Origin of the sequence: Paenibacillus sp. FSL H3-0321, assembly GCF_038002865.1 — a bacterium.
GTDB lineage: Bacteria > Bacillota > Bacilli > Paenibacillales > Paenibacillaceae > Paenibacillus_AQ.
Genome location: NZ_JBBODH010000001.1, coordinates 3,477,466 through 3,499,071, shown reverse-complemented (window position 1 = coordinate 3,499,071; position 21,606 = coordinate 3,477,466). Strand labels below are relative to the sequence as shown.

Here is a 21,606-nt window from a genome sequence, read left to right as displayed (position 1 = left end):
GAAGTGAATGAAGTGGAAGAGATCATTAGAAATGTAATTGAACAAAATAAGCTGAAAAAGGGCTTATTCCGACATACAACTCAAATAGAATCAATTGAATTGAAAAATACAATAGTACAAGAGGATGGCTTTTTAACATCTGATGAGACCGGAATTGCGAGCTTGCAATTGAATTTAAAGAAAACTGGAGAATTCCTTAAAATTATATATAACTTCCAGAGTGATGGGAATGAAGGTGAAGTGAATATTGTTACTAAAGGAGAGGATAAACAAGAAAAATATCCTTTAGGAAGGTTTTACGGAGAAAGTATTGTTTATTTTCTGAAGAATTCTTTTGATGTTAAAAGCTTATTAATAGAGGTCACTACAAGCAGTGCTTTTAAGGTGGCTCAACTAGAGGTTATTTCTATCAGTTATTCGGAATATAAGTTCAATAAGTTAAAGCAGTATTCACAAAAGTTAAGCAGTTTGATAAGTAAACAACCGCATCTGAAAAAGAAATTCATTGCTCAGTTGAGAACTGACGGATTACGTAAGACACTCCAGAAAACGCAGCAAAAGCTGCATCAAGCAAATGAGAGTCACAATAATATACAAATTATATCCGGGGTTCCCAATATTCATTCGATTGAACATAACAACTCTATTCTGTTTGTATGCCACGATGCTCAAAATGCAGGGGCTTCAATATTATCTTTGAACTTAGTCAAAACGTTACATGAAACGTTCAATAAAGATGTCGTTGTATTTCTTTTAAAAGGTGGACCTTTAGAGAAGGAATTTCTCAAGTATTCAACGGTTATAAATTTTAATCAGAGCTCCCTTTCGTATTTGGAAAACCAAAACGAAGTTGAACGTATAGTTAAAGAATTTAAACAAAAGGGCTTTGATTTTTGTATTTCGAATTCGATTGTATCAAATATTTTGACAAAGGTTTTATATGACCATGACATCAAAGTCATATCTTTGATTCATGAATTGCCAACCTCAATATTTACTTATAATTTTTTGGAAGCGGCAAAGTATGTATGTAACTACTCGGATAAGATAGTTTTTCCTAATGAATTTGTAAAAAAGTCTTTCAAAGAGAAGTTTGATTTTAAAGAAGAACGTGCTGTGGTGAGACCTCAAGGGATTTATAAAAAAAGAACTCTTGAGATAAATAAGGAAGCTGCAAAAATAGAACTTTGTAAAACCCTGGGGATCTCGGAGAGATCAATCATCCTTCTAGGTGGGGGCTACGGTGATATTCGCAAAGGATTTGATCTATTCTTTTCACTTGCAAGCAATATTTTGAAAGACGACCAAAAGAAAGAATACCATTTTGTTTGGGCTGGGGAAGTGGAAACTGTCCTTGGGAACTGGATGCAACATGATTCACGTGTCTTGGGAGTTGAATCACATATTCATTTAATGGGTTTTCAATCTGACCTTCTTCCAATTCTTCAGGGAGCCGACATATTTTTATTGCCATCTAGAGAAGATCCCTTTCCATCGATAGCATTAGAGGCCATTGATAATGGAACACCAACTGTTACATTTGCAGAAAGTGGAGGGATGGCAGAATTCATCCAAAAGATAGGAGTGGTTCCTTCAAAGTATCTAGATATAGAAGATATGAAACAAGAGATTTATAGAATAATTGGAGATAATAACCTGTACAACTCGTTGAGTCAAGTAGGACGGGAATTGATTGAAAAGGAATTTGGGTTTTCTGATTATGTGCATGATTTATTGAAAATGAGAGAAAAGGCCCAACCTAAAAACGAATATCGCATTTCTGTTATTATTCCAAACTATAATTATGAGAACTACTTGGAGGAACGGCTTAAATCTATTATTTACCAAACTATACAACCCGCTGAAATTATATTTCTCGATGATCTGTCTACAGACGGCAGTATTTCTGTAGCTGAAAGAATTCTAAGTAATTCCAATATCCCATATCGGATTATAAAAAATGAAAAGAATGTAGGCTGTTTCGGACAATGGATTAAGGGTATAAAGGAAGCTACAGGTGATTTAATTTGGATTGCAGAAGCTGATGATGTATGTAAATTGGATACATTAGAGCAATTAACAAAGTTCTTTGAAGATGATGAGGTGAATCTTGCTTACTGTCAGTCTGAAATTATTGACAGCAATTCAAAAAAAGTTGGATTTATTTACAACGAGTATACCAATGATCTCTCAAGTACAAAATGGGAAAGTTCGTATATTTTAGATGGAAAGCAAGAAGTGGTCCAAGGGTTAGGAATTAAGAATACTATTCCTAATGCTAGTGCTGTATTATTCAGAGCTACTGCACTTGTTGGAATCGAAAAAGAGCTCACTAATTATAAAATTGGCGGAGACTGGCTTGCTTACCTTTATACCCTGAAAGTAGGGAGAATTGCATTTTGTCCATTGACTTTAAACTATCATCGTAGGCATTCAAGTAGTATTGTAAGCAGAAATGAACAGAAGGTAGAATATTATCAGGAAATGATAGCAATTAAGAAGTATATTCTTCAAAATTTCGAAATTCCACAATTCCTGGTTCCGAAATTTTTAGAGCATGTTTCGAATGAATATAAACGACTGGGTTGTAAAGGGTATGATAGTACAAATATTCTGGATAATAATATAATATCCGGATTGTATCAAGATCTTATAGATATGACTGAGACTAAGGTTACTTCATCTAATTACTTGCAAAATAGTAAAAATATATTGTTTGTTGCGCCTGATTTCGAAGTGGGCGGCGGACAGATGTTAGTAATAAGATTAGCGAATTTCTTCTCAGTAAGTCAAAAAGTATATATCTATAATGCACGGCCATGGCTAACTACAGATCCAGTAATAGCCAAAATGATTTCTGAGGCCGTCACTGTTCTTGACAGTACGGGGAATCCAGATGAACTTAAGGAGTTAATTACCGAACTTGATATTGATGTTGTGAATTCACATATATGGTGGTCAGACAAGATCTCATACAGAGCTCTTAAAGGCAATCAGAAGGTGAAATGGATTTTATCCATGCATGGATGTTACGAAGGCTTGAAAGCAAATCCTGACTGGGATGGTGAATTCGCGAACCTCGTAAGTCCCATGTTAAATACCGCAGATCATGTTATATATGCTACAAACAAAAATCTTGAGATATTTGATGTTGTCAAGCTCGAAGATTCATCCAAATTGCACAAGATTTACTACGGTTATGAACTACAGAGTATACCTCCAAAAAATAGGGAAGAGTTAGGTATGAAGCAGGGGGAATTTCTATTTGGCTTAGTGTCCCGTGCAATAAAAGAAAAGGGCTGGGAGGAAAGCATAAAAGCAATTATTGAGTTGAATGAGAAAGAGGAAAGTAATGCCCATCTAGCTCTGATTGGACAGAGCGAATATGCAAATAAGTTGAAAGAGAAATACAAGGACTACAAGTATATCCATTTTATTATGAATTTGAAAAAACCTTCAGAGTGGATTGGGTGGGTAAAAGTTTTCAATGCCGCATTACTTCCCAGCTATTTTATTTCTGAAAGCTTGCCTAACTCCATTATTGAATACTTAGCCTATAATAAGCCTGTTATATCTACACGTATTGGTGAGATTCCTGAGATGCTCTATTCAGAAAAGAACGAAAAGTATGCAGGGATATTGCTGGATCTAAATTTAAATCGAGAAGTAGATGTTGAAGACTTAGTTGTAGCTATGCGGACTATAGTATCAGATAGAATTGCCTTTGAGAATTATAGTAATAATACTGAATTGTTATTTGAACAGTTTAGTATGAAAACGTTCGGTTCTAAGTACTACGAGTTATTCTTGTAATAAATGAGGGGGAGTCACCGAAATTATGAATATTCTTTTGCTAGGTGGTGCGGGATTTATCGGTGTAAATCTAATTAAGAGATTGCGTCAGGATAGATATAACGTTACTGTATACGACAGATCTCTCGATAGTAAGGTCTTGCCGGGATCCAACCTTAATCTTATTGAAGGTGATTACCTATCGGAGAATAATTTTGATAGGATTTTAGAAAATCAAGATGTTATTGTACATTTGATTAGTACAGTATCTCCAGCCTCTTCTATGCAAAACATCTCAAATTCGTATAAAGATGATGTAGTGAAAACTTTGGAATTACTTGAGCTGGCTAAGAACAAAGGAATAAAAAGAATGGTATTTATATCATCTGGTGGAACTGTATATGGCAACTCGCCTAACTCGGATTTATTGCATGAGGATATGGAATCATATCCTCTAAATCATTATGGTATTATGAAGTACACCATTGAAAAAATACTCTTGATGTACAATCAACTGTATAATATGGAAAATGTAATCTTGAGAGTGGCCAACCCCTATGGGCCAGGTCAAAATCCTCAGAAAAAAATTGGAGCAGTATCAGTGTTTTTGGACAGTATATTGAAAGGTAATGCGCTAACACTCTATGGTGATGGAGCTACTGTAAGAGACTACATCGAGATATCGGATGTCTGCGAAGCCATTGTCCGTGCCATTGAGTATCATAGCTCAAGTAGCATTAAACCTATATTTAATGTGGGAACTGGAGTTGGAACCAGCATTATGGATGTAATTAGAACTATTGAGCAAATAATTGATATTAAGGCTACCATTAATTTTGAGAAAATGAGAGATATTGATGTTAAAAGAAATGTTTTGGACCCTAGACGCTCTCGTGAGTATTTAGGTTTTAATTATCAGATTACTGTTAATGAAGGAATTCAAAGACTCCTAATAGAACATGATAAACTCATAGGACAATAATATGAAAGTTTCAATCGTTATTCCTAACTATAATGGTGAAAGATATTTGGAAGAGTGCTTGGTTTCTTTAAAAGCTCAAACCTTTACTGAATTTGAAACAATACTGGTCGACAATGCTTCGAACGATAGAAGTATAATAGTTGCCCGCGAAATAATTCCTGACATTATTTGTATTGAACTTAAAACCAATACAGGGTTCAGCGCAGCAGTAAATTGTGGTATTAGAAAATCCATAGGAGAGTACGTAGTTCTACTAAATAACGATACTCTACTAAATGCATTATGGTTAGAAGAATTGGTTTCTTGTATTGAGAACCATCCGAAGGCTTTTTCGTGTGCTAGTAAAATGATTCAATATCATCAACGTGATCTTATAGATAACGTAGGTGACACAATGACTCTTTTCGGGTGGGCATATCAAGAGGGGCATGGGAGACAAACAAATCTGTACAACCATAATAGAACTATTTTTACAGCTTGTGCGGGTGCTGCTATATACCGCAAGGAAATATTTGAGGAAATCGGATATTTTGACGAGCTTTTTTTCGCATACTTAGAAGATGTAGATATTGGTTATAGAGCCCGTATTATGGGATACACAAATATATTTTGTGCAAATGCTATTGTATATCACATTGGTAGTGCTACCACTGGTAACGGATACAATGAGTTAAAGGTTAGATGGTCTGCAAGGAATAATATCTACTTAATATATAAAAATATGACGTGTGTACAGATAGTGCTTAATTTTCCGTTTTTGGTGCTTGGTCATGTTTTCAAATATTCTTTTTACAAGAAGCTTGGCTTTCATGGGGATTATTCCGCTGGAATACGACAAGGCATCGCTGGTAGGAAGGATATAGTGAAGACTGACTTTAAATTGAGAAACATTAATAATTATATAAAAATCCAATATTGGCTTGTTAAAAAAGGCATACAGTACGGACTTGCTAAAGTCAGAAAGGTGTTAGTAAATGAAGGGTGATTTAACCTTTTTAATTTTGATTTTATCTAATGCAGAGAAGGAAGGTGGGGGGGAATGAGTATCAAATTAAAACCACAGCATATATTTCTTCTGTTAGCATCAATATTCGGGCTATTGTGGGTGCTGCTTGTTCCTCCGTTTCAATCAGCTGATGAATTTGCCCATTTTTATCGAGCATATGAAATCTCAGAACGTAACTTGGTAACTGAAAACATTGATGGACAGATTGGCAATTATCTTCCTTCAGCAATTCGAGATTTTGAAGCAGCTGTCGGAGGGGGAACTATCACACGTAATTATGAAAACAAAGCATCTATAGACATTTTAAAGGATGCTGCGAAAATTCATGTGACTCCAGGGGAAAACGATTTTTTTCTTTTTCCAAGTTCCGCAGTCTATCATCCAATTGTATACTTACCACAAGCAATTGGAATCAAAATCGGAAGTTTGCTGGATACTAATTTGTTAGTTACCTTCTATTTAGGTCGCTTTTTCAATTTGTTTGCATATATAGCGATGACATATTTCGCTATTAAATTGATTCCAAAATTAAAATATACTCTTTTATTACTCTCAATTATGCCAATGACTTTAAATCAGGCAGCGTCGCTTAGTGCAGATGCGTTAACTAATGGCGCCTTGTTTTTATTTTTTGCTTATCTTATGTATTTGATATTTAATATTGAAATTAAACATATTAATCGAAAACAAGTTTTTATTTTGTTGGTTCTAACTTGTTTGGTAGCGGCGTCTAAAAATGCTTATTTTTTGTTTTGTCTTCTGGTTGTATTATTGCCCAAAGAAAAAACAAAAGGGTTCAAACAATATATTACCTATGTATCTGCTATAATTGCTTCAGGGTTATTGGTTGTAATATCTTGGATGATAGTCTTAAAGTATATTCATGTCACATTTCCGATCGATCCTAAGGCTCAGCTACTCACAGTTTTCCAGCACCCATTCCAGTTTACTGAAAAATTAATAAATACATTTGTTGAGTTTGATTACTTATATATTCAATTTGTTGGTGTTTTTGGCTGGGGAGAGACTTCTGTTCATTATTTAAGCGGTATTATTTTCTTGTGCTTGCTGACAGTATCAGTAATTATTGAAATGAAGAATACAGATCATCCGCTTAATGATATAAAGAGAGGTTTTATTCTGTTTGCAGCGTCAATTTTAACTGTAATAATTATAGCTTCGACGTTGTATCTTACATGGACACAAGAAGCAGGGAACGTTATATATGGTATACAGGGAAGGTATTTTATTCCTGTTTCCATAATTTTTCTGTATTCCATTTATTTGCTGACACCGCTGATTAAGAGAATACGACAACAATACGTTTATTCAATTTTGATTATAGTTGTTTTATTATTATCTTTGCAAAAAATTGTGCACCGATTTTGGCCTGTATAGTAGGCCTTTTAGTCCAGATGATTAATTTTATATTTATGAAGGAGTATCATGAATAATAAAAAAATATTATTGGTAATTCCTGCTTATAATGAAGAGGATAATATTCGGCGACTCTTAAACAATATTAAAGCAATTAATATTCCGAACTCAGAGATATTAGTTATCAATGATTGTTCACTAGATACTACTAGCCGTATATGCAAAAACTTGGGTGTTGCAGTTGTGGATCTACCATGTAATCTTGGGATTGGTGGGGCTGTTCAAACAGGCTATAAATATGCTCATACTTTTGGCTTTGACATAGCCATCCAAGTAGATGGAGACGGTCAACATGATCCTAAGTATATTTTCAAATTGATCGAACCGCTTTTAAACGATGAAGCTGACATGGTAATTGGTTCTCGCTATATTGAAAAAATAGGTTTCCAGAGCTCGCTGATAAGAAGAATTGGTATTAATTATTTCTCACATCTTTTATTGCTTCTTACAAAACAAGTAATTACTGATCCGACATCTGGATTTCGTGCATGTAATAAGAGCGTGATTGAACTTTTCTCAAAAAGATACCCTACAGATTATCCAGAACCTGAATCAATAATGTATTTAAAAAGAAAAGGATTTACTCTAAAGGAAATCCCTGTGGAAATGAAATCCCGTGAGGGAGGTAAGTCCTCTATTACAAAACTGAAATCAATATATTATATGTTGAAAGTCTCTCTGGCCATACTTATTGATAAGATGAGAAAGCAAATTGTATGAGAAGGAAGTAATATATGATATCTTTTAAGCTTCAAGTTATTTTGTTAATAGGCTCTATTCTGTGTTTTATTCTTCTCATTAATATGATTCGTAAATATCGTATTGAACTAAAGTACTCAATGCTATGGTTTTGTATAATGTTTTTCATCCTGATCCTTTCTATATTCCCAAGCCTATTTGAAATAATCGCTAGCCTTATGGGAATAGAATTACCTGTAAATGCTCTATTCTTGCTTTCTATATTTGGTATAAACTTAATGCTATTCTCATTAACTTTAGTGATCTCAAAATCTACGATAAAAGTGAAGGAATTATCCCAGGAAATCGGGCTGCTCAAATATGAAGTGGAAGAACTAAAACGAACAATCAATAGTGGGAAATGAGGTGATAGTACGTTACGTTCATCTGGTGTGGTTAATATGGTGTTGCTTTTATTAAATATAATAATGCTGGCTTCAGGTCAAATTTTGTTCAAATTAGGATTGGGGAAAATGGGGGGCGTTAGTTTAGATAATGCATGGAAAGCATTATTTAATTTATACATTATCGCAGGCCTTTTTTTATATGTATTCGCTACCTTGATTTGGTTTGTAGTATTATCTAGAATCCCCTTAAGTGTTGCTTACCCAGTACAAAGTATAGCTTACGTTCTCGGTTTACTTGCAGCCTTATTTATATTTAATGAACCTGTGACACTTATTAAATGGGTAGGTATGGCTGTGATTATGGTTGGCGTTTTAATAATCGCAGTTGATTAATAATAAGAAGGTTTTGTTTCCATGTGCATCAACCAGGGTATACCGTGCATGAATTGTGATTGAACTGTCACATAGTACAGGGATACAAGGTCAGGCATGAACAGGGAGCCTTTCTGCAGTTTTTTAAACTCCGATGCTACTGCTAAGTCCATTCCTTAAAACAAATATTTCAGTTATGCATATAATATTCGTAATGAATGACAAATGTTTTTCAGTAGGGCTGGCGGATGGCACTGCAAAGGGTTGATTGAACTTAAATTATATAAATGAGGAGGGGAATTAGTTATGAAGGTCATTCCTCTACAATTACAGGGTGCATGCATCCTTGAGCCGGTGGTTCATGGCGACAACCGGGGTTTTTTTATGGAGAGCTATAATGAGGAATTAATGCATAAGGCAGGAGTGAACTATAAGTTCATCCAAGACAATCAATCCCTCTCTTCTGAGGTTGGAGTACTTAGAGGATTGCACTATCAATTGAATCCGAAAGCGCAGACCAAGCTTATTCGAGTTCTATCGGGTGTAATTTATGACGTTATTGTTGATATTCGCCGTAATTCTCCAACATTCGGACAGTGGGTTGGGGTAATTCTCAGTGAATATAATAAACGTCAGTTGCTGGTGCCAAAGGGCTTTGCGCATGGGTTTTGTACGCTGGTGCCGAACACCCAAGTGTTATACAAGGTGGACCAATATTATTCCCCCGAGAACGACCGCGGCATATTATGGAGTGATCCGGCACTTGGCATTGACTGGCCGGTGTCAACTCCAGTCCTGTCGGACAAAGATGGGCGCCATCCTTTGCTTAAGGATGCGGAGCTCAATTTCGATTAAATACTATTCAATGAATAAAAGGTGGGCTAACATATGAAACTGCTCGTTACCGGCGGGGCCGGATTTATCGGCAGCAATTTTGTAATATACATGCTGCAGCAGCACCCGGATTACCAGATAGTGAACGTGGATGCGCTGACGTATGCGGGGAATTTGGAGAATTTGAAGTCGGTGGAGGGCAATCCGAATTATACGTTTGCTAAAGCGGACATTACGGATGTAGAGGCGATGGACACACTGTTCAGCCAGGGAGTCGATATCGTAGTCAACTTCGCGGCGGAATCACATGTGGACCGGAGTATTCTGGAGCCGGATGTGTTTGTAAAGACAAATGTGCTCGGCACACAGGTGCTGTTGGATGCAGCAAAGAAATATAGTGTGACCAAATTTGTTCAAGTGTCTACAGATGAGGTGTATGGAACGTTAGGAGCTACGGGACTCTTTACTGAAGAAACTCCACTCACTCCAAACAGTCCTTATTCCGCCAGCAAAGCGGGCGGAGATTTGCTTGTGCGCGCCTACCACGAAACCTTTGGGTTGCCGGTTAATATCACCCGCTGTTCTAACAACTACGGGCCATACCAATTTCCGGAGAAGCTGATCCCGCTTATGATTTCCCGTGCGCTTGCTGACCAGGCACTGCCGGTTTATGGTGATGGAATGAACATCCGTGACTGGTTGTATGTAGAAGATCACTGCAGCGCAATTGATCTGGTTATTCACGAAGGGGTAAACGGTGAGGTCTATAATATTGGCGGCAATAATGAGCGCACAAATGTGCATATCGTGAATACTGTGCTGCAGGAACTGGGCAAACCGGATTCTCTGATTACTTACGTGCAGGATCGTCCCGGACATGACCGCCGCTATGGCATCGACCCAACTAAGATTACGAACGAGTTAGGCTGGAAGCCAAAGCATACATTTGAAACGGGCATTAAAGAAACCATTCAATGGTATTTGAACAATAAAGAGTGGTGGGCCCGTATTCAATCCGGCGAATACCAGAAATTTGCCGAACTTCAGTATGGCAGCCGATTGGGGGATTCCCTGTAATGTCGAAGATGAAGGTATTGGTTACGGGTTCCGCTGGACAGTTGGGGCAGGACCTTGTACTTTTGTTGCAGCAGCAAGGACATGAGGTTCTAGGCTGTGACCGTCAGGAGATGGATATTACAGATCTCGATCAATGTACTGAGGTCATCAGCGGGTTCGGTCCGGATGCTGTCATTCATTGTGCCGCCCATACAGCGGTGGATGTTGCGGAAACCGATGTGGATGCCGCCTATTTGATTAATGCCACCGGAAGCCGCAATGTAGCACTGGCTGCGGAGAAATCCGGAGCCAAGCTGGTATACATTAGTACGGATTATGTTTTTGATGGTATGGGAACTCAGCCTTATCATGAATATGATAATATGGATCCGCAAAGTATTTATGGCAAGTCGAAGCGGGCAGGAGAAATCCTAGTGCAGTCTTTGTCCTCGAAATTTTTCATCGTACGTACATCATGGGTGTATGGCAAGTACGGCAACAACTTCGTAAAAACGATGCTGAAGCTGGGACAGGAGAAGCCGCTGCTGCAGGTGGTAGACGACCAGCAAGGCTCACCTACCTACACCGTAGATTTGGCCCGTTTCCTGCTTGAGCTGATTCAAACGGAGAAGTACGGAATTTATCATGCCTCTAACAGTGAGTCCTGTACCTGGTATGAGTTTACACAGGCGATTTTCGCTGAGGCAGAAGATATTCTGGGTCTGAAATTCACAGCAAAGCTAGAGCCGTGTGCTACAGAACATTTTCCACGCCCGGCACCACGTCCGCGCAATTCGGTAATGGAGCATCTGTCTATCCGCACGAACGGGTTTGAAGATATCCGGCCTTGGCGGGCTGGATTGAGGGACTTTTTGCTGGAACTGAAATAGATAAGCGCAAACTAAGCTCCTGAACCGTCATCGACGGTCGGGAGCTTTTTGCTGCAGTAACGACTGTTCATATTAACACATTACAAAGTGCTGACACCATGGCTAAAATTCCACTTTTTATTCCTTCTCCAAGGGATGTCATCATTCCAGGGTAACGTAGCCGCAACCTGTTGTTTTCGTTATAATAATGTTTAACAGCTTCAGAACCAAAATGAATTCAAGAATCCGAGGATATTTATGAATAACAAAACAGTCAGTGTACATATTGTTACCTTTAACAGTGCGGATGATATTATTGATTGTCTGACGGCAGTACTCGCCCAGGATTATCCGGTGAAGCAGATTGTGGTGGTGGATAATGCCTCAACAGACGGATGCGTGGATAGAGTGAAGGAGTTTTATCAAAAGATCGAAGAGGCCGGGGTTCCTTCCCTTGTTCTCATAGAAAATAAGATCAATACTGGCTTCGCCCCCGCCCATAACCAGGCCCTGGCGGCAACGGATACAGATTATGTACTCGTGCTTAACCCGGATCTGACGCTTGAGAACAGTTATATTTCCAGGCTTATCTTGCAGATGGAATCAAATCTGCGTATTGGCAGCACTACCGGCAAGCTTTTGCTCAAAGCTGATCACTCCCTTGTGGACAGCACAGGGCTGCGGATGAATAGAGCCCGGCGTGCCTTTGACCGTGGTGCAGGAGATCCCTCCACAGACTGGTCGGAATCTGGTTTCGTATTTGGCGTATCCGGCGCTGCAGCGATGTATTCGCGCCGGATGATTGAAGATATCAGCGTTGAGGGGGAGTTCTTTGATGCGGATTTCTTCGCCTATAAGGAGGATGTGGACGTGGCATGGCGGGCTGGGCTGTTCGGCTGGTTGGCTTACTTTGAAGCAGAAGCCATAGGCTACCACGAACGTGGCTGGAAACCTTCCGGCAGGGACAGCAAACCGATGTTCATTAGGCGGATTTCGTATATTAACCGCTACAAGATGATTTACAAGAACGAACCTGCCGGCACGCTGCTTCTCACTTTGCTGTATTCACTGCCGTATGAACTTGCCGCACACGGTTATACACTGCTTAAGGAACGCCAATTGCTAAAGGCCTGGTCTGCTTTTTTTCAACAATGGAGACATCTTAAACAGAAACGGCGATATATACAAAATAAAGCATCCAGGAAACCGGACGAGTAAGGTAATTTACCGGCACAGTAAATCTGTAAAAACCTCCCTAATTAGGCTGCGCCTATCAGGGAGGTTTTTATGTTATAATAGTTGTCGGTAGATTACTATATTAGTCAGGAGCGTAGTGAAGTGAATATAGATGTCAGTATATTAATCTTAAATTACAACACATGCGGCCTGACGATGGACTGTATTAGGTCGGTATATGACTCGGTAACTAATTATTCCTATGAGATCATTTTAATAGATAATAATTCCCGTGATCATTCTGTCGAGTCGATCAGCAAGGAATTCCCGGATGTGCTGCTGATTGCCAACTCTGAGAATGTTGGTTTCGCCCGGGGTAATAATCAGGGGATGGAGGCGGCCTCCGGACGTTATGTGCTGCTGCTCAATTCCGACACGGTAGTGCGGAAGGATACGCTGGAGACGATGGTTTCCTTTATGGACAGCCGGCCGGATCTTGGCGCTTCGGGCTGCAAGGTGATTTTGCCGGATGGATCGCTGGACAAGGCCTGCAAGCGAGGATTTCCGACGCCTTCGGCATCCTTTTATTATGCTTTTGGTTTCAGTAAGCTGTTTCCCGACCGTCCCAGATTCAACGGCTACCAGTTAGGTTATTTGGATCCGGATCTGGATTACCCGGTAGACTGTCTAGTCGGGGCTTTTATGCTGGTGCGGCGGGCGACGATCGAGCAGGTCGGCGGTCTGGATGAAGAGTTCTTTATGTATGGTGAAGACTTGGATTGGTGCTTCCGGATTAAAGAAGCCGGGTGGGGGATTTATTACTATCCGCAGACCTCCATCGTGCATCTAAAAGGCGGCAGTGCGCGGCGCAGGCCATTTAAAATTGTCTATGAGTTTCACAGAGCGATGATTTTATTTCATCGCAAGCATTATAGCAAGAGGTACAACAGTATGATTAATGGAGCGGTGTATGCCGGAGTCGGGGTAAAGTTCACCCTTTCGCTTGTCCGCAATATGTTAAAGTCTTCACGCGTGGTTTCTTCACCGGCACAGAGCCTTGCGGATTCCGGAGAAGCAGGTCCACGCAATGAAACGAATGCTGAGGTGAGATTATGATTCGCCGTAATCAGAGGTTTTTAACACAACTCTATATGGTTGCCGACTTCCTGATTATCCAAATCTCCTTTCTGGGGGCCTGGTGGCTGAAGTTCAAGAGTGGCTGGCTGGAATCCTATAATACGCTTCCGGTTGAATCCTATGCCTATTGGAGCCTTATTTATGGTGTGATATCCGTATTTATAGGAATTGTGCTTTCCCTGTATTTGCCGAAGCGTAAGAAACGTTTTGTCGATGAATTCCTCAAAATATTTCAGGTGCATATCATGGCAGTCTTTATCCTGCTTGGCCTGATGTTCTTCCTGAAGGAAATCGACGTTTCCCGTCAGTATCTGGCCATATATATGGGTTTTAATATTCTCTCCATCATGCTTTACCGTTATGTGCTGAAGACGATGCTGAAATCACTCCGTGAAAAAGGCTTTAACCGTCAATTCGTGCTGATTATCGGTGCAGGCTCGCTCGGCAAACGATTCTACAACAATTTGGTGCAGTACCCGGAGCTGGGATATGAGACCATTGGTTTTCTTGATGATTTTCAGGAATGGGATGGGATAGAGGAGCGGCGCTTTAAGCCAATACTCGGCAAGGTGGATGAACTGGCTGGAATGCTGGAGCTGCTGCCGGTAGACGAGGTGATTCTGGCGCTTCCGCTTGATGCCCACTCCAAGTATCCTGCCATTATTGCCGCCTGCGAAAAGGCTGGGGTACGGACGCTGATTATTCCGGATTTCTTCGACTACCTGCCGGCGCGTCCTTATTTTGATAATTTTGCCGGAATGCCAATGATTAATGTCCGTGATATTCCTCTGGATATGACTGGGAATAAGCTGGCCAAGCGACTGTTTGATATTATTTTTTCGCTGTTCGCAATTATTGTAATGTCGCCTGTAATGCTCATAGTGGCCCTTGGTGTTCGCCTGACTTCTCCTGGCCCGGTCATCTTCAAGCAGGAACGTGTAGGACTTAACCGGCATAATTTCATGATGTATAAGTTCCGCTCGATGAAAATGCAGCAGGACGGCGAAGAAGATACAGGCTGGAGTACGCGGGAGGATCCGCGGCGCACCCGCTTCGGAAGTTTTATCCGCAAGACCAGTCTAGATGAGCTACCGCAATTTTTTAATGTGCTGCTGGGGCATATGAGTGTGGTAGGGCCCCGCCCGGAACGGCCGTTCTACGTGCAGCAGTTCCGGGGAGAGATCCCTAAGTATATGGTGAAGCATCATGTGCGTCCGGGTATTACCGGATGGGCACAGAGCAATGGTCTGCGTGGGGATACCTCGATTGAAGAACGGATTAAGCATGATATTTTCTATATTGAAAATTGGTCATTGCTGTTTGATATCCGGATTATTGTCAGAACGATTCGCAACGGATTTAAAAATGCCTACTAATTTCACATAGAAACGGTTGTTATCCTTACCCAAGGCCACAGCCGTTTTTTGTTTTTATACTCCAACTTTTGCAAAGGAAACCTACTATAATGGATAACAAAAAGAGTACTGCATCAGTCATCATGGTTATAGCAATAGTACTTTTGCTTGCGATTACGCTGATACCGGAAGATAAAGAGCCGGTCGCCGGCTTTGCAGCCCACCGGGTTGTTGCCCATGCAATGGGTGGCATCAACGGGCATGCCTATACCAATGCTGTTGAAGGTTTTATCGCCAATTATGAGCAGGGAACACGTGTATTTGAAGCCGATCTGCTGTTCACGGGGGATCAGAAACTAGTGGCCCGTCATGAGTGGTCAAAGGATATGACTAAGCAGTTAGGACAGCAGGAAGTGCTTCCTGCTGACAAGCAAGGGGAAGTACTGGATTATGCCGAATTTATGGACAGTCCGATTCTGGGCCTATACTCGCCGGCTGATATTGAGAAGATCATGGATTTGATGATGGCTTATCCGGATGCCTATATCGTAACCGATACGAAGGAGGTTGAAGCGGAGCTGGTCACACAGCAATTCGAAATGATTGTCGAGGCAGCTGAGCGCAGGGATCCATCGCTGCTGAAGCGGATTGTGCCGCAGATTTACAGTCGTGAGATGTTGGATATGATCTGTAAGGTGCATGTCTTCCCCAAAGTCATTTATACTTTATATCAATCGGAGGACAGTGATGAAGTGGTGACTCAATTCGTCAAGGAAACCGGGGCGGACATCACCATGTCTGACGACAGGGCCACCAAGAGCTTTGTGCAAAAGCTGAAAGGGGCCGGTGCCCGCGTCTATGTGCATACGATTAATGATGAGAAAGAAATCGTCCAGCTGTCCCGTTTGGGTGTGGACGGGTTCTATACCGATTTCGTTTCTGAAGATGACATGGACAGACTCAGAGGTCTGGGGCGAAACTAGCAGCCGGCAGTGGTGATGATGAGCAATCATTGTTCGATGAACGCTGCACTTAAGCATAGTTTCTGCCAGAAAGATAAGACTGATCTATAGCATACAACAATGAATTCTTATATTATAAAAAGGCGAAAAAATGTTCGCATTTTTTCGCTCTTTAAATTGACACTCCCCTTAGCACTGGCATAGACTAGAGTTACGGCTTTTTGCGGTAGCGGGAGTGTATTTGGCTTGCTAGATGAATGATGGAGATGGACGATTGATGAATATGATGCGGCAACTGATACAGCCTTGGCGGCATGTTTTTAAGCTCGATCCGGACCGTGAGCTCGGAGACCTTGAGCTGGAGGCCATTTGCCTGTCCGGAACCGATGCGATTTTGGTTGGGGGCTCCACCGGTGTGACTTATGAGAATACTATTGATCTGCTGAACCGGCTGCGGCGTTATGAGCTGCCTTGCGCACTGGAGATTTCGGATCTGGAGGCAGTCGTTCCCGGCTTTGATTTGTATATGATTCCTATGGTGCTTAATACGCCAGACACGGCCTGGATTATTGGCCAACACCGCAAAGCCATTCAACGTTACGGAAGTCTGATTCCGTGGGAACTGCTGCTGGCCGAAGGATATATTGTCCTGAATGGAGATTCTTCCGTAGCACGCCTTACGGGTGCAGACCATTCGCTTAGTGCCGAGGGGGCTGCGGCATATGCCCAGATTGCGGACAAGCTGATGCAGCTTCCGGTAGTGTATCTTGAATACAGCGGCATGTTCGGTGATATGAAGACGGTTCGTTCGGTAAGAGAGATGGTGGAGAACAGCCAGCTGTTTTACGGGGGGGGGATTACCGGCGAGGCTGAGGCTGAGCAGGCAGCTGCCCTCTGCGACACCGTAGTGGTCGGGAATATTATTTACCAGGATATACAGCAAGCACTGCTCACCGTGCAGGCGGTAAAGAAGACCCAGCAGATGCATTGGGAGTAGCAAGTTTGAGATAGCGCTGCTCTTGACATTCTAAGCTTAAACTGAGAAAGGAGCATGTCACACATGCAACTTGTTAACATACAGGAAGCCGTAAGCCGGCTTAATCCTCCACAGCGCCAGGCTGTAGAAGCTACTGAAGGGCCCTTACTGATTATGGCCGGCGCGGGCAGCGGCAAGACCCGGGTGCTTACCCACCGCATTGCCTGGTTGATTGCGAACCGCAAGGCTCCGCCGTGGGCAATTCTGGCGATTACCTTTACGAATAAGGCGGCCCGGGAGATGCAGGACCGTGTCTCCAAGCTGGTTGGATCAGAAGGACGGGATATATGGGTATCCACCTTTCACTCGATGTGTGTACGGATTCTGCGCAAGGATATTGAACGGATTGGCTTCACCTCCAATTTCTCAATTCTCGATTCTACAGACCAGTTGTCCGTCATCCGCAACTGTATGAAAGACCTGAATATCGATACGAAGAAATTTGAGCCAAAGGCTGTCCAGGCCGTCATCAGCACAAACAAAAATGAGCTGATTACTCCGGCGCAGTACGAGCAGAAGATTGGCGATTATTTTGAAGGTCTTGTTGCTAAAGTGTACACCAAGTACCAGCATCGGCTGAGAAGCAACAACTCGCTGGATTTTGACGATTTAATTATGAAGACGATCCAATTGTTCAAGGAAGTGCCTGAGGTACTTGATTTCTACCAGAAGAAATTTAAATACATTCATGTGGATGAGTATCAGGATACAAACCGTGCGCAGTACATGCTTTGCCGCATGCTGGCGGAAAGCCATCACCGGATTTGCGTAGTTGGTGACAGCGACCAGTCGATTTACCGCTGGCGCGGAGCAGACATTACGAATATCCTTAATTTCGAAGAAGACTATCCGGAAGCGAAGACGATTCTGCTGGAGCAGAATTACCGTTCAACCTCCAATATACTAAATGCAGCCAACGGCGTAATTGCGCTGAACTCCGGACGTAAACCGAAGAAGCTATGGACCGATTCAGAGGAAGGTCCGAAGATCAAAGTGTTCCGCGGCGACTCCGAGCATGACGAAGGTTATTTTGTAACCGGAGAGATCAGCAAGAATGCCAAGCAGGGCCAGGCTTACCAGAATCATGCCATCCTGTACCGCACGAATGCACAGTCTCGCGTAATAGAAGAAATTTTGATCAAATCGGACATTCCCTATCAGATCGTAGGCGGGATTAAGTTCTATGACCGTAAAGAAATCAAGGATCTGCTGGCGTACCTGCGCCTGCTCTCCAATCCGGATGATGACATCAGTCTCACGCGCATTATCAATGTGCCAAAGCGGGGGCTGGGTGATACTACTGTGGGCAAGCTGGCTGTAGCAGCAGCAGAACGTGGGGTATCCATCTTCCGTGTGCTGCAGACGGTGGACGATCTGGGCTTTGCCGGACGGACGCGCAATACGCTGGTGGAGTTCTATGATATGATCGAAGCGCTGCACCGGATGGTCGAATTCCTCTCGGTAACGGAGCTGACGGAGAAGATTCTGGAGCTCTCGCAATACCGGCTGGAGCTGCAGAATGAGAATACGCTAGAATCCCGCTCACGGCTGGAGAACATTGATGAGTTCCTGTCCGTGACGATGGAATTCGAAAAGAATAACGAAGACAAGTCGCTGGTCTCCTTCCTCACGGATCTGGCGCTGATCGCTGACATCGACAGTGTGAATGACGATGAGGAGGAACGCGACGATGCTGTAGTGCTGATGACCATGCACAGCGCGAAGGGGCTGGAATTCCCGACCGTGTTTATTATCGGGATGGAAGAGGGCGTATTCCCGCACAGCCGCGCCTTCCAGGACAATGACGAACTGGAAGAAGAACGGCGGCTGGCGTATGTAGGCATTACGCGTGCGGAGAAACAGCTGTTCCTCAGCTGTGCCCGCAGCCGCACGCTATTCGGACGGACGACGGCCAACCCGCCGTCCCGCTTCCTGGAGGAGATTCCGGAGGAGCTGAAGGAAGATACCGGCTCTGCTTCGGACCGCTTCCGGCGCGGTGGCGCGGAGGTTGGCGGTGCCTATGGCGGCCGTGGCTTCACCGGCGGCGCCCGGGGGAACTTCGGCAGCCGCGGAGGCGCTGCCGGGGATGCGCCGGCAGGCGGCGGGGCCGCCGGCTTTGGCGGCAGCACAGCGTCAGCGGCCGGAGCAGGCCGCGTGACCGTAACCTCCGGAAGCGGCGCACAGCGCGCATCAGGAGCGGGGGCCGCGGCGCCAGGCGATTATAAAGCCGGCGACAAGGTAGCCCACGGCAAATGGGGCACCGGCACCATTGTGTCCGTGAAAGGCAGCGGCAACGACACGGAGCTGCAGATTGCTTTTCCGGCACCGGTCGGTGTGAAACGGCTGCTTGCGGGTTTTGCCCCGATTACCAAAGTCGAATAATCCGGGGACGGTTAACAAATGCGTTTTTAGAATATAAAGATAAAGTAGAAGTATCATTCACATGCTTTACATTATCCTTATGACGGAGGGATACGCCCGGATGGACGTTATGCATACGATGGAAAAGCTTGTGGCTGAGCTGAATCAATACAATTACCATTATTACACGCTGGATGCACCGCAGGTCAGCGACAAGGAATATGATGTGCTTTACGATAAGCTGGTTGCCCTGGAAGCGGAGAGCGGCATTGTGCTGCCGGATTCCCCTACCCAGCGTGTGGGAGGGGAACTGCTGAAAGGCTTTACCCCGCACCGTCACCTTGCTCCGCTATGGAGTTTGGACAAAGCGCAGAATATTGAGCAGCTGCGGAGCTGGAATGCCCGTGTGCTGCGTCTCGTGAACGACTACAACACGAAGAATCCGGATACACCTCTGCCCGAGCCTTGTTATGCCGTCGAACTGAAATTCGACGGCCTGACCCTGAACCTGACCTACCGTGACGGTGTGCTAGTGCAGGCGGCGACAAGAGGAAATGGAGTGACGGGTGAAGGCATACTGGCTCAGGTGAAGACGATCAAGTCCGTTCCGTTGACGATTCCGTTCAAGGAAGGTCTTATCGAAGTGCAGGGCGAGGGGATTATGAACCTTTCGGTGCTGGCCGACTACAATACACGGGCTGCCGAACCGCTGAAGAATGCACGCAATGGCGCTGCCGGAGCGCTGCGCAACCTTAATCCTAAGACTACGGCGAACCGCAGGCTAAATGCTTTCTTTTATAACGTGGGTTATGCTGAAGGGGTGCAGTTTGCCGATCATCAGGAGATGATGAATTTCCTGCGGACCAACCAGTTTAAGGTGAATCCGTACCTCACCTACTTCGCTAACTTTGACGAGGTTACAGAGCAGCTGGCGGAGATTGAAGAGAGCCGTTCCGGTCTGGACTATCTGATTGACGGTGCGGTAATCAAGGTTACCGATTTCCGTATCCGTGAAGCACTGGGTTATACCGATAAGTTTCCGCGCTGGGCGGTTGCCTACAAGTTTGAAGCTGAAGAAACGACGACCATATTGGAGTCAGTCAGCTGGAATGTAGGCCGCACAGGCAAAGTCACACCTCTGGCCCGTGTGGAGGCGGTAGAACTGGCTGGAGTTACTGTCCAGAACTGCACGCTGAACAACGTCGGAGATATTGAACGCAAGAATCTGAAGCATGCGCTGGGCACGCGGGTGTTTATCCGCCGCTCCAATGATGTCATTCCAGAGATACTTGGCAAGGTGACGGAAGAAAGCGACGGCGGGGAAATTGTATTCCCCGAGAATTGTCCGTCATGTGGTTTCCCGCTCGAAATGCGCGGAGCGCATCTTTTCTGCAACAACAAGCTGGATTGCAAGCCGCAGATTATCGGACGGATCACCCATTTCGCTTCCCGTGATGCGATGGACATTGAGACCTTCAGCGACAAGACGGCCGGGCAGCTGCACGAAGAGCTGAATGTGCGGGAGCCTGCCGATTTATATGAACTGAACTTTGAACAGCTGGTCAAGCTCGATCGCTTCGGTGAAAAGAAAGCGGACAATTTGCTGAAGGCGCTGGAAGAGAGCAAAGGGCGTGATCTAGCCTCGTTCCTCTTTGCCCTAGGCATTCCGAATACCGGCAAAGCAACCACACGGATGCTGGCCGATCATTACCGCAGTCTGGAGGCGGTAATGTCCGCAACTGCAGAGGAACTATCTGGATTGCCGGATATCGGTGGGATTGTGGCAGAGAGCATCGTGGGCTTTTTCGCTGATCCTTTTGTGGTAACGGGTATTAACCGTATGCTTGCACTGGGTGTAGAAGCGAAGGCACCTGAGGCTCCACGGCCGGTCAGTACGGATTCCTTCTTCAGCGGTAAGACCGTAGTGTTAACCGGCTCGCTGCAGAAGCTTACCCGTGAGGAAGCTGCGGAACGTCTCGAGGCGCTTGGCGCCAAAGTATCGGGCAGTGTCTCCAAGAAAACCGATCTGGTCATCGCCGGCGAAAAAGCGGGCAGCAAGCTGGCCAAAGCACAGCAATTGGGTATTCAGGTCATTGAGGATGAGGAAGAATTGATCCGGCTGCTGGAGATTTAAGATTGTTTTACG

At 43.6% G+C, this 21,606-nt stretch carries 17 protein-coding genes; all 17 read left to right on the top strand.

Annotation, left to right across the window (positions count from 1 at the left end):
• Nucleotides 1-3: 3 nt before the first annotated feature.
• Nucleotides 4-3,813 carry a glycosyltransferase gene (locus MHI45_RS15520; RefSeq protein ID WP_179091855.1) on the top strand — a complete coding sequence of 1,270 codons (3,810 nt, stop codon included), beginning with the start codon at nt 4-6 and terminating at the stop codon, nt 3,811-3,813.
• Nucleotides 3,814-3,838: 25 nt separating this feature from the next.
• A complete protein-coding gene (locus MHI45_RS15515; RefSeq protein ID WP_076113841.1) occupies nt 3,839-4,774 on the top strand; it encodes an NAD-dependent epimerase/dehydratase family protein in 936 nt (311 codons plus the stop codon).
• A 1-nt stretch (nt 4,775) separates the two neighbouring features.
• Entirely contained in the window at nt 4,776-5,759 is a 984-nt protein-coding gene (locus MHI45_RS15510; RefSeq protein WP_076113840.1) for a glycosyltransferase family 2 protein, read from the top strand.
• A 54-nt stretch (nt 5,760-5,813) separates the two neighbouring features.
• Nucleotides 5,814-7,178, top strand: a complete 1,365-nt coding sequence (locus MHI45_RS15505; RefSeq protein WP_076113839.1) for a DUF2142 domain-containing protein — start codon at nt 5,814-5,816, stop codon at nt 7,176-7,178.
• 48 nt (nt 7,179-7,226) lie between these two features.
• Nucleotides 7,227-7,937 (top strand): glycosyltransferase family 2 protein, encoded by a 711-nt coding sequence (locus MHI45_RS15500; RefSeq protein WP_076113838.1) that lies wholly within the window; start codon nt 7,227-7,229, stop codon nt 7,935-7,937.
• A gap of 14 nt (nt 7,938-7,951) precedes the next feature.
• Nucleotides 7,952-8,320 (top strand): DUF2304 domain-containing protein, encoded by a 369-nt coding sequence (locus MHI45_RS15495; RefSeq protein WP_076113837.1) that lies wholly within the window; start codon nt 7,952-7,954, stop codon nt 8,318-8,320.
• Nucleotides 8,321-8,356: 36 nt separating this feature from the next.
• Nucleotides 8,357-8,695: an EamA family transporter gene (locus MHI45_RS15490; protein ID WP_076113836.1), complete on the top strand. Its 339-nt coding sequence runs from the start codon at nt 8,357-8,359 to the stop codon at nt 8,693-8,695.
• Nucleotides 8,696-8,980: 285 nt separating this feature from the next.
• Nucleotides 8,981-9,529, top strand: coding sequence for a dTDP-4-dehydrorhamnose 3,5-epimerase (gene rfbC, locus MHI45_RS15485; protein WP_076113835.1), 549 nt, complete (start codon nt 8,981-8,983; stop codon nt 9,527-9,529).
• A 33-nt stretch (nt 9,530-9,562) separates the two neighbouring features.
• Entirely contained in the window at nt 9,563-10,585 is a 1,023-nt protein-coding gene (rfbB, locus tag MHI45_RS15480) for a dTDP-glucose 4,6-dehydratase (RefSeq protein ID WP_076113834.1), read from the top strand.
• Between the two features lie 8 nt (nt 10,586-10,593).
• Nucleotides 10,594-11,454 (top strand): dTDP-4-dehydrorhamnose reductase, encoded by an 861-nt coding sequence (gene rfbD, locus MHI45_RS15475; RefSeq protein WP_076113853.1) that lies wholly within the window; start codon nt 10,594-10,596, stop codon nt 11,452-11,454.
• A 237-nt stretch (nt 11,455-11,691) separates the two neighbouring features.
• Complete coding sequence (locus tag MHI45_RS15470; protein ID WP_076113833.1) at nt 11,692-12,651, top strand: glycosyltransferase family 2 protein; 960 nt, start codon at nt 11,692-11,694, stop codon at nt 12,649-12,651.
• Between the two features lie 126 nt (nt 12,652-12,777).
• Nucleotides 12,778-13,725: a glycosyltransferase family 2 protein gene (locus tag MHI45_RS15465; RefSeq protein WP_052092736.1), complete on the top strand. Its 948-nt coding sequence runs from the start codon at nt 12,778-12,780 to the stop codon at nt 13,723-13,725.
• Nucleotides 13,722-15,122: an undecaprenyl-phosphate glucose phosphotransferase gene (locus MHI45_RS15460; protein ID WP_076113832.1), complete on the top strand. Its 1,401-nt coding sequence runs from the start codon at nt 13,722-13,724 to the stop codon at nt 15,120-15,122. Before MHI45_RS15465 ends, MHI45_RS15460 begins: the two co-directional genes overlap by 4 nt.
• Nucleotides 15,123-15,211: 89 nt before the next feature.
• Entirely contained in the window at nt 15,212-16,084 is an 873-nt protein-coding gene (locus tag MHI45_RS15455) for a phosphatidylinositol-specific phospholipase C/glycerophosphodiester phosphodiesterase family protein (protein ID WP_341119178.1), read from the top strand.
• Between the two features lie 265 nt (nt 16,085-16,349).
• Nucleotides 16,350-17,060 carry a heptaprenylglyceryl phosphate synthase gene (locus MHI45_RS15450; protein ID WP_341119824.1) on the top strand — a complete coding sequence of 237 codons (711 nt, stop codon included), beginning with the start codon at nt 16,350-16,352 and terminating at the stop codon, nt 17,058-17,060.
• 63 nt (nt 17,061-17,123) lie between these two features.
• Complete coding sequence (pcrA, locus tag MHI45_RS15445; protein ID WP_341119177.1) at nt 17,124-19,481, top strand: DNA helicase PcrA; 2,358 nt, start codon at nt 17,124-17,126, stop codon at nt 19,479-19,481.
• A gap of 100 nt (nt 19,482-19,581) precedes the next feature.
• Nucleotides 19,582-21,594 carry an NAD-dependent DNA ligase LigA gene (gene ligA, locus MHI45_RS15440; RefSeq protein WP_341119176.1) on the top strand — a complete coding sequence of 671 codons (2,013 nt, stop codon included), beginning with the start codon at nt 19,582-19,584 and terminating at the stop codon, nt 21,592-21,594.
• The last annotated feature ends 12 nt before the right edge of the window (nt 21,595-21,606 follow it).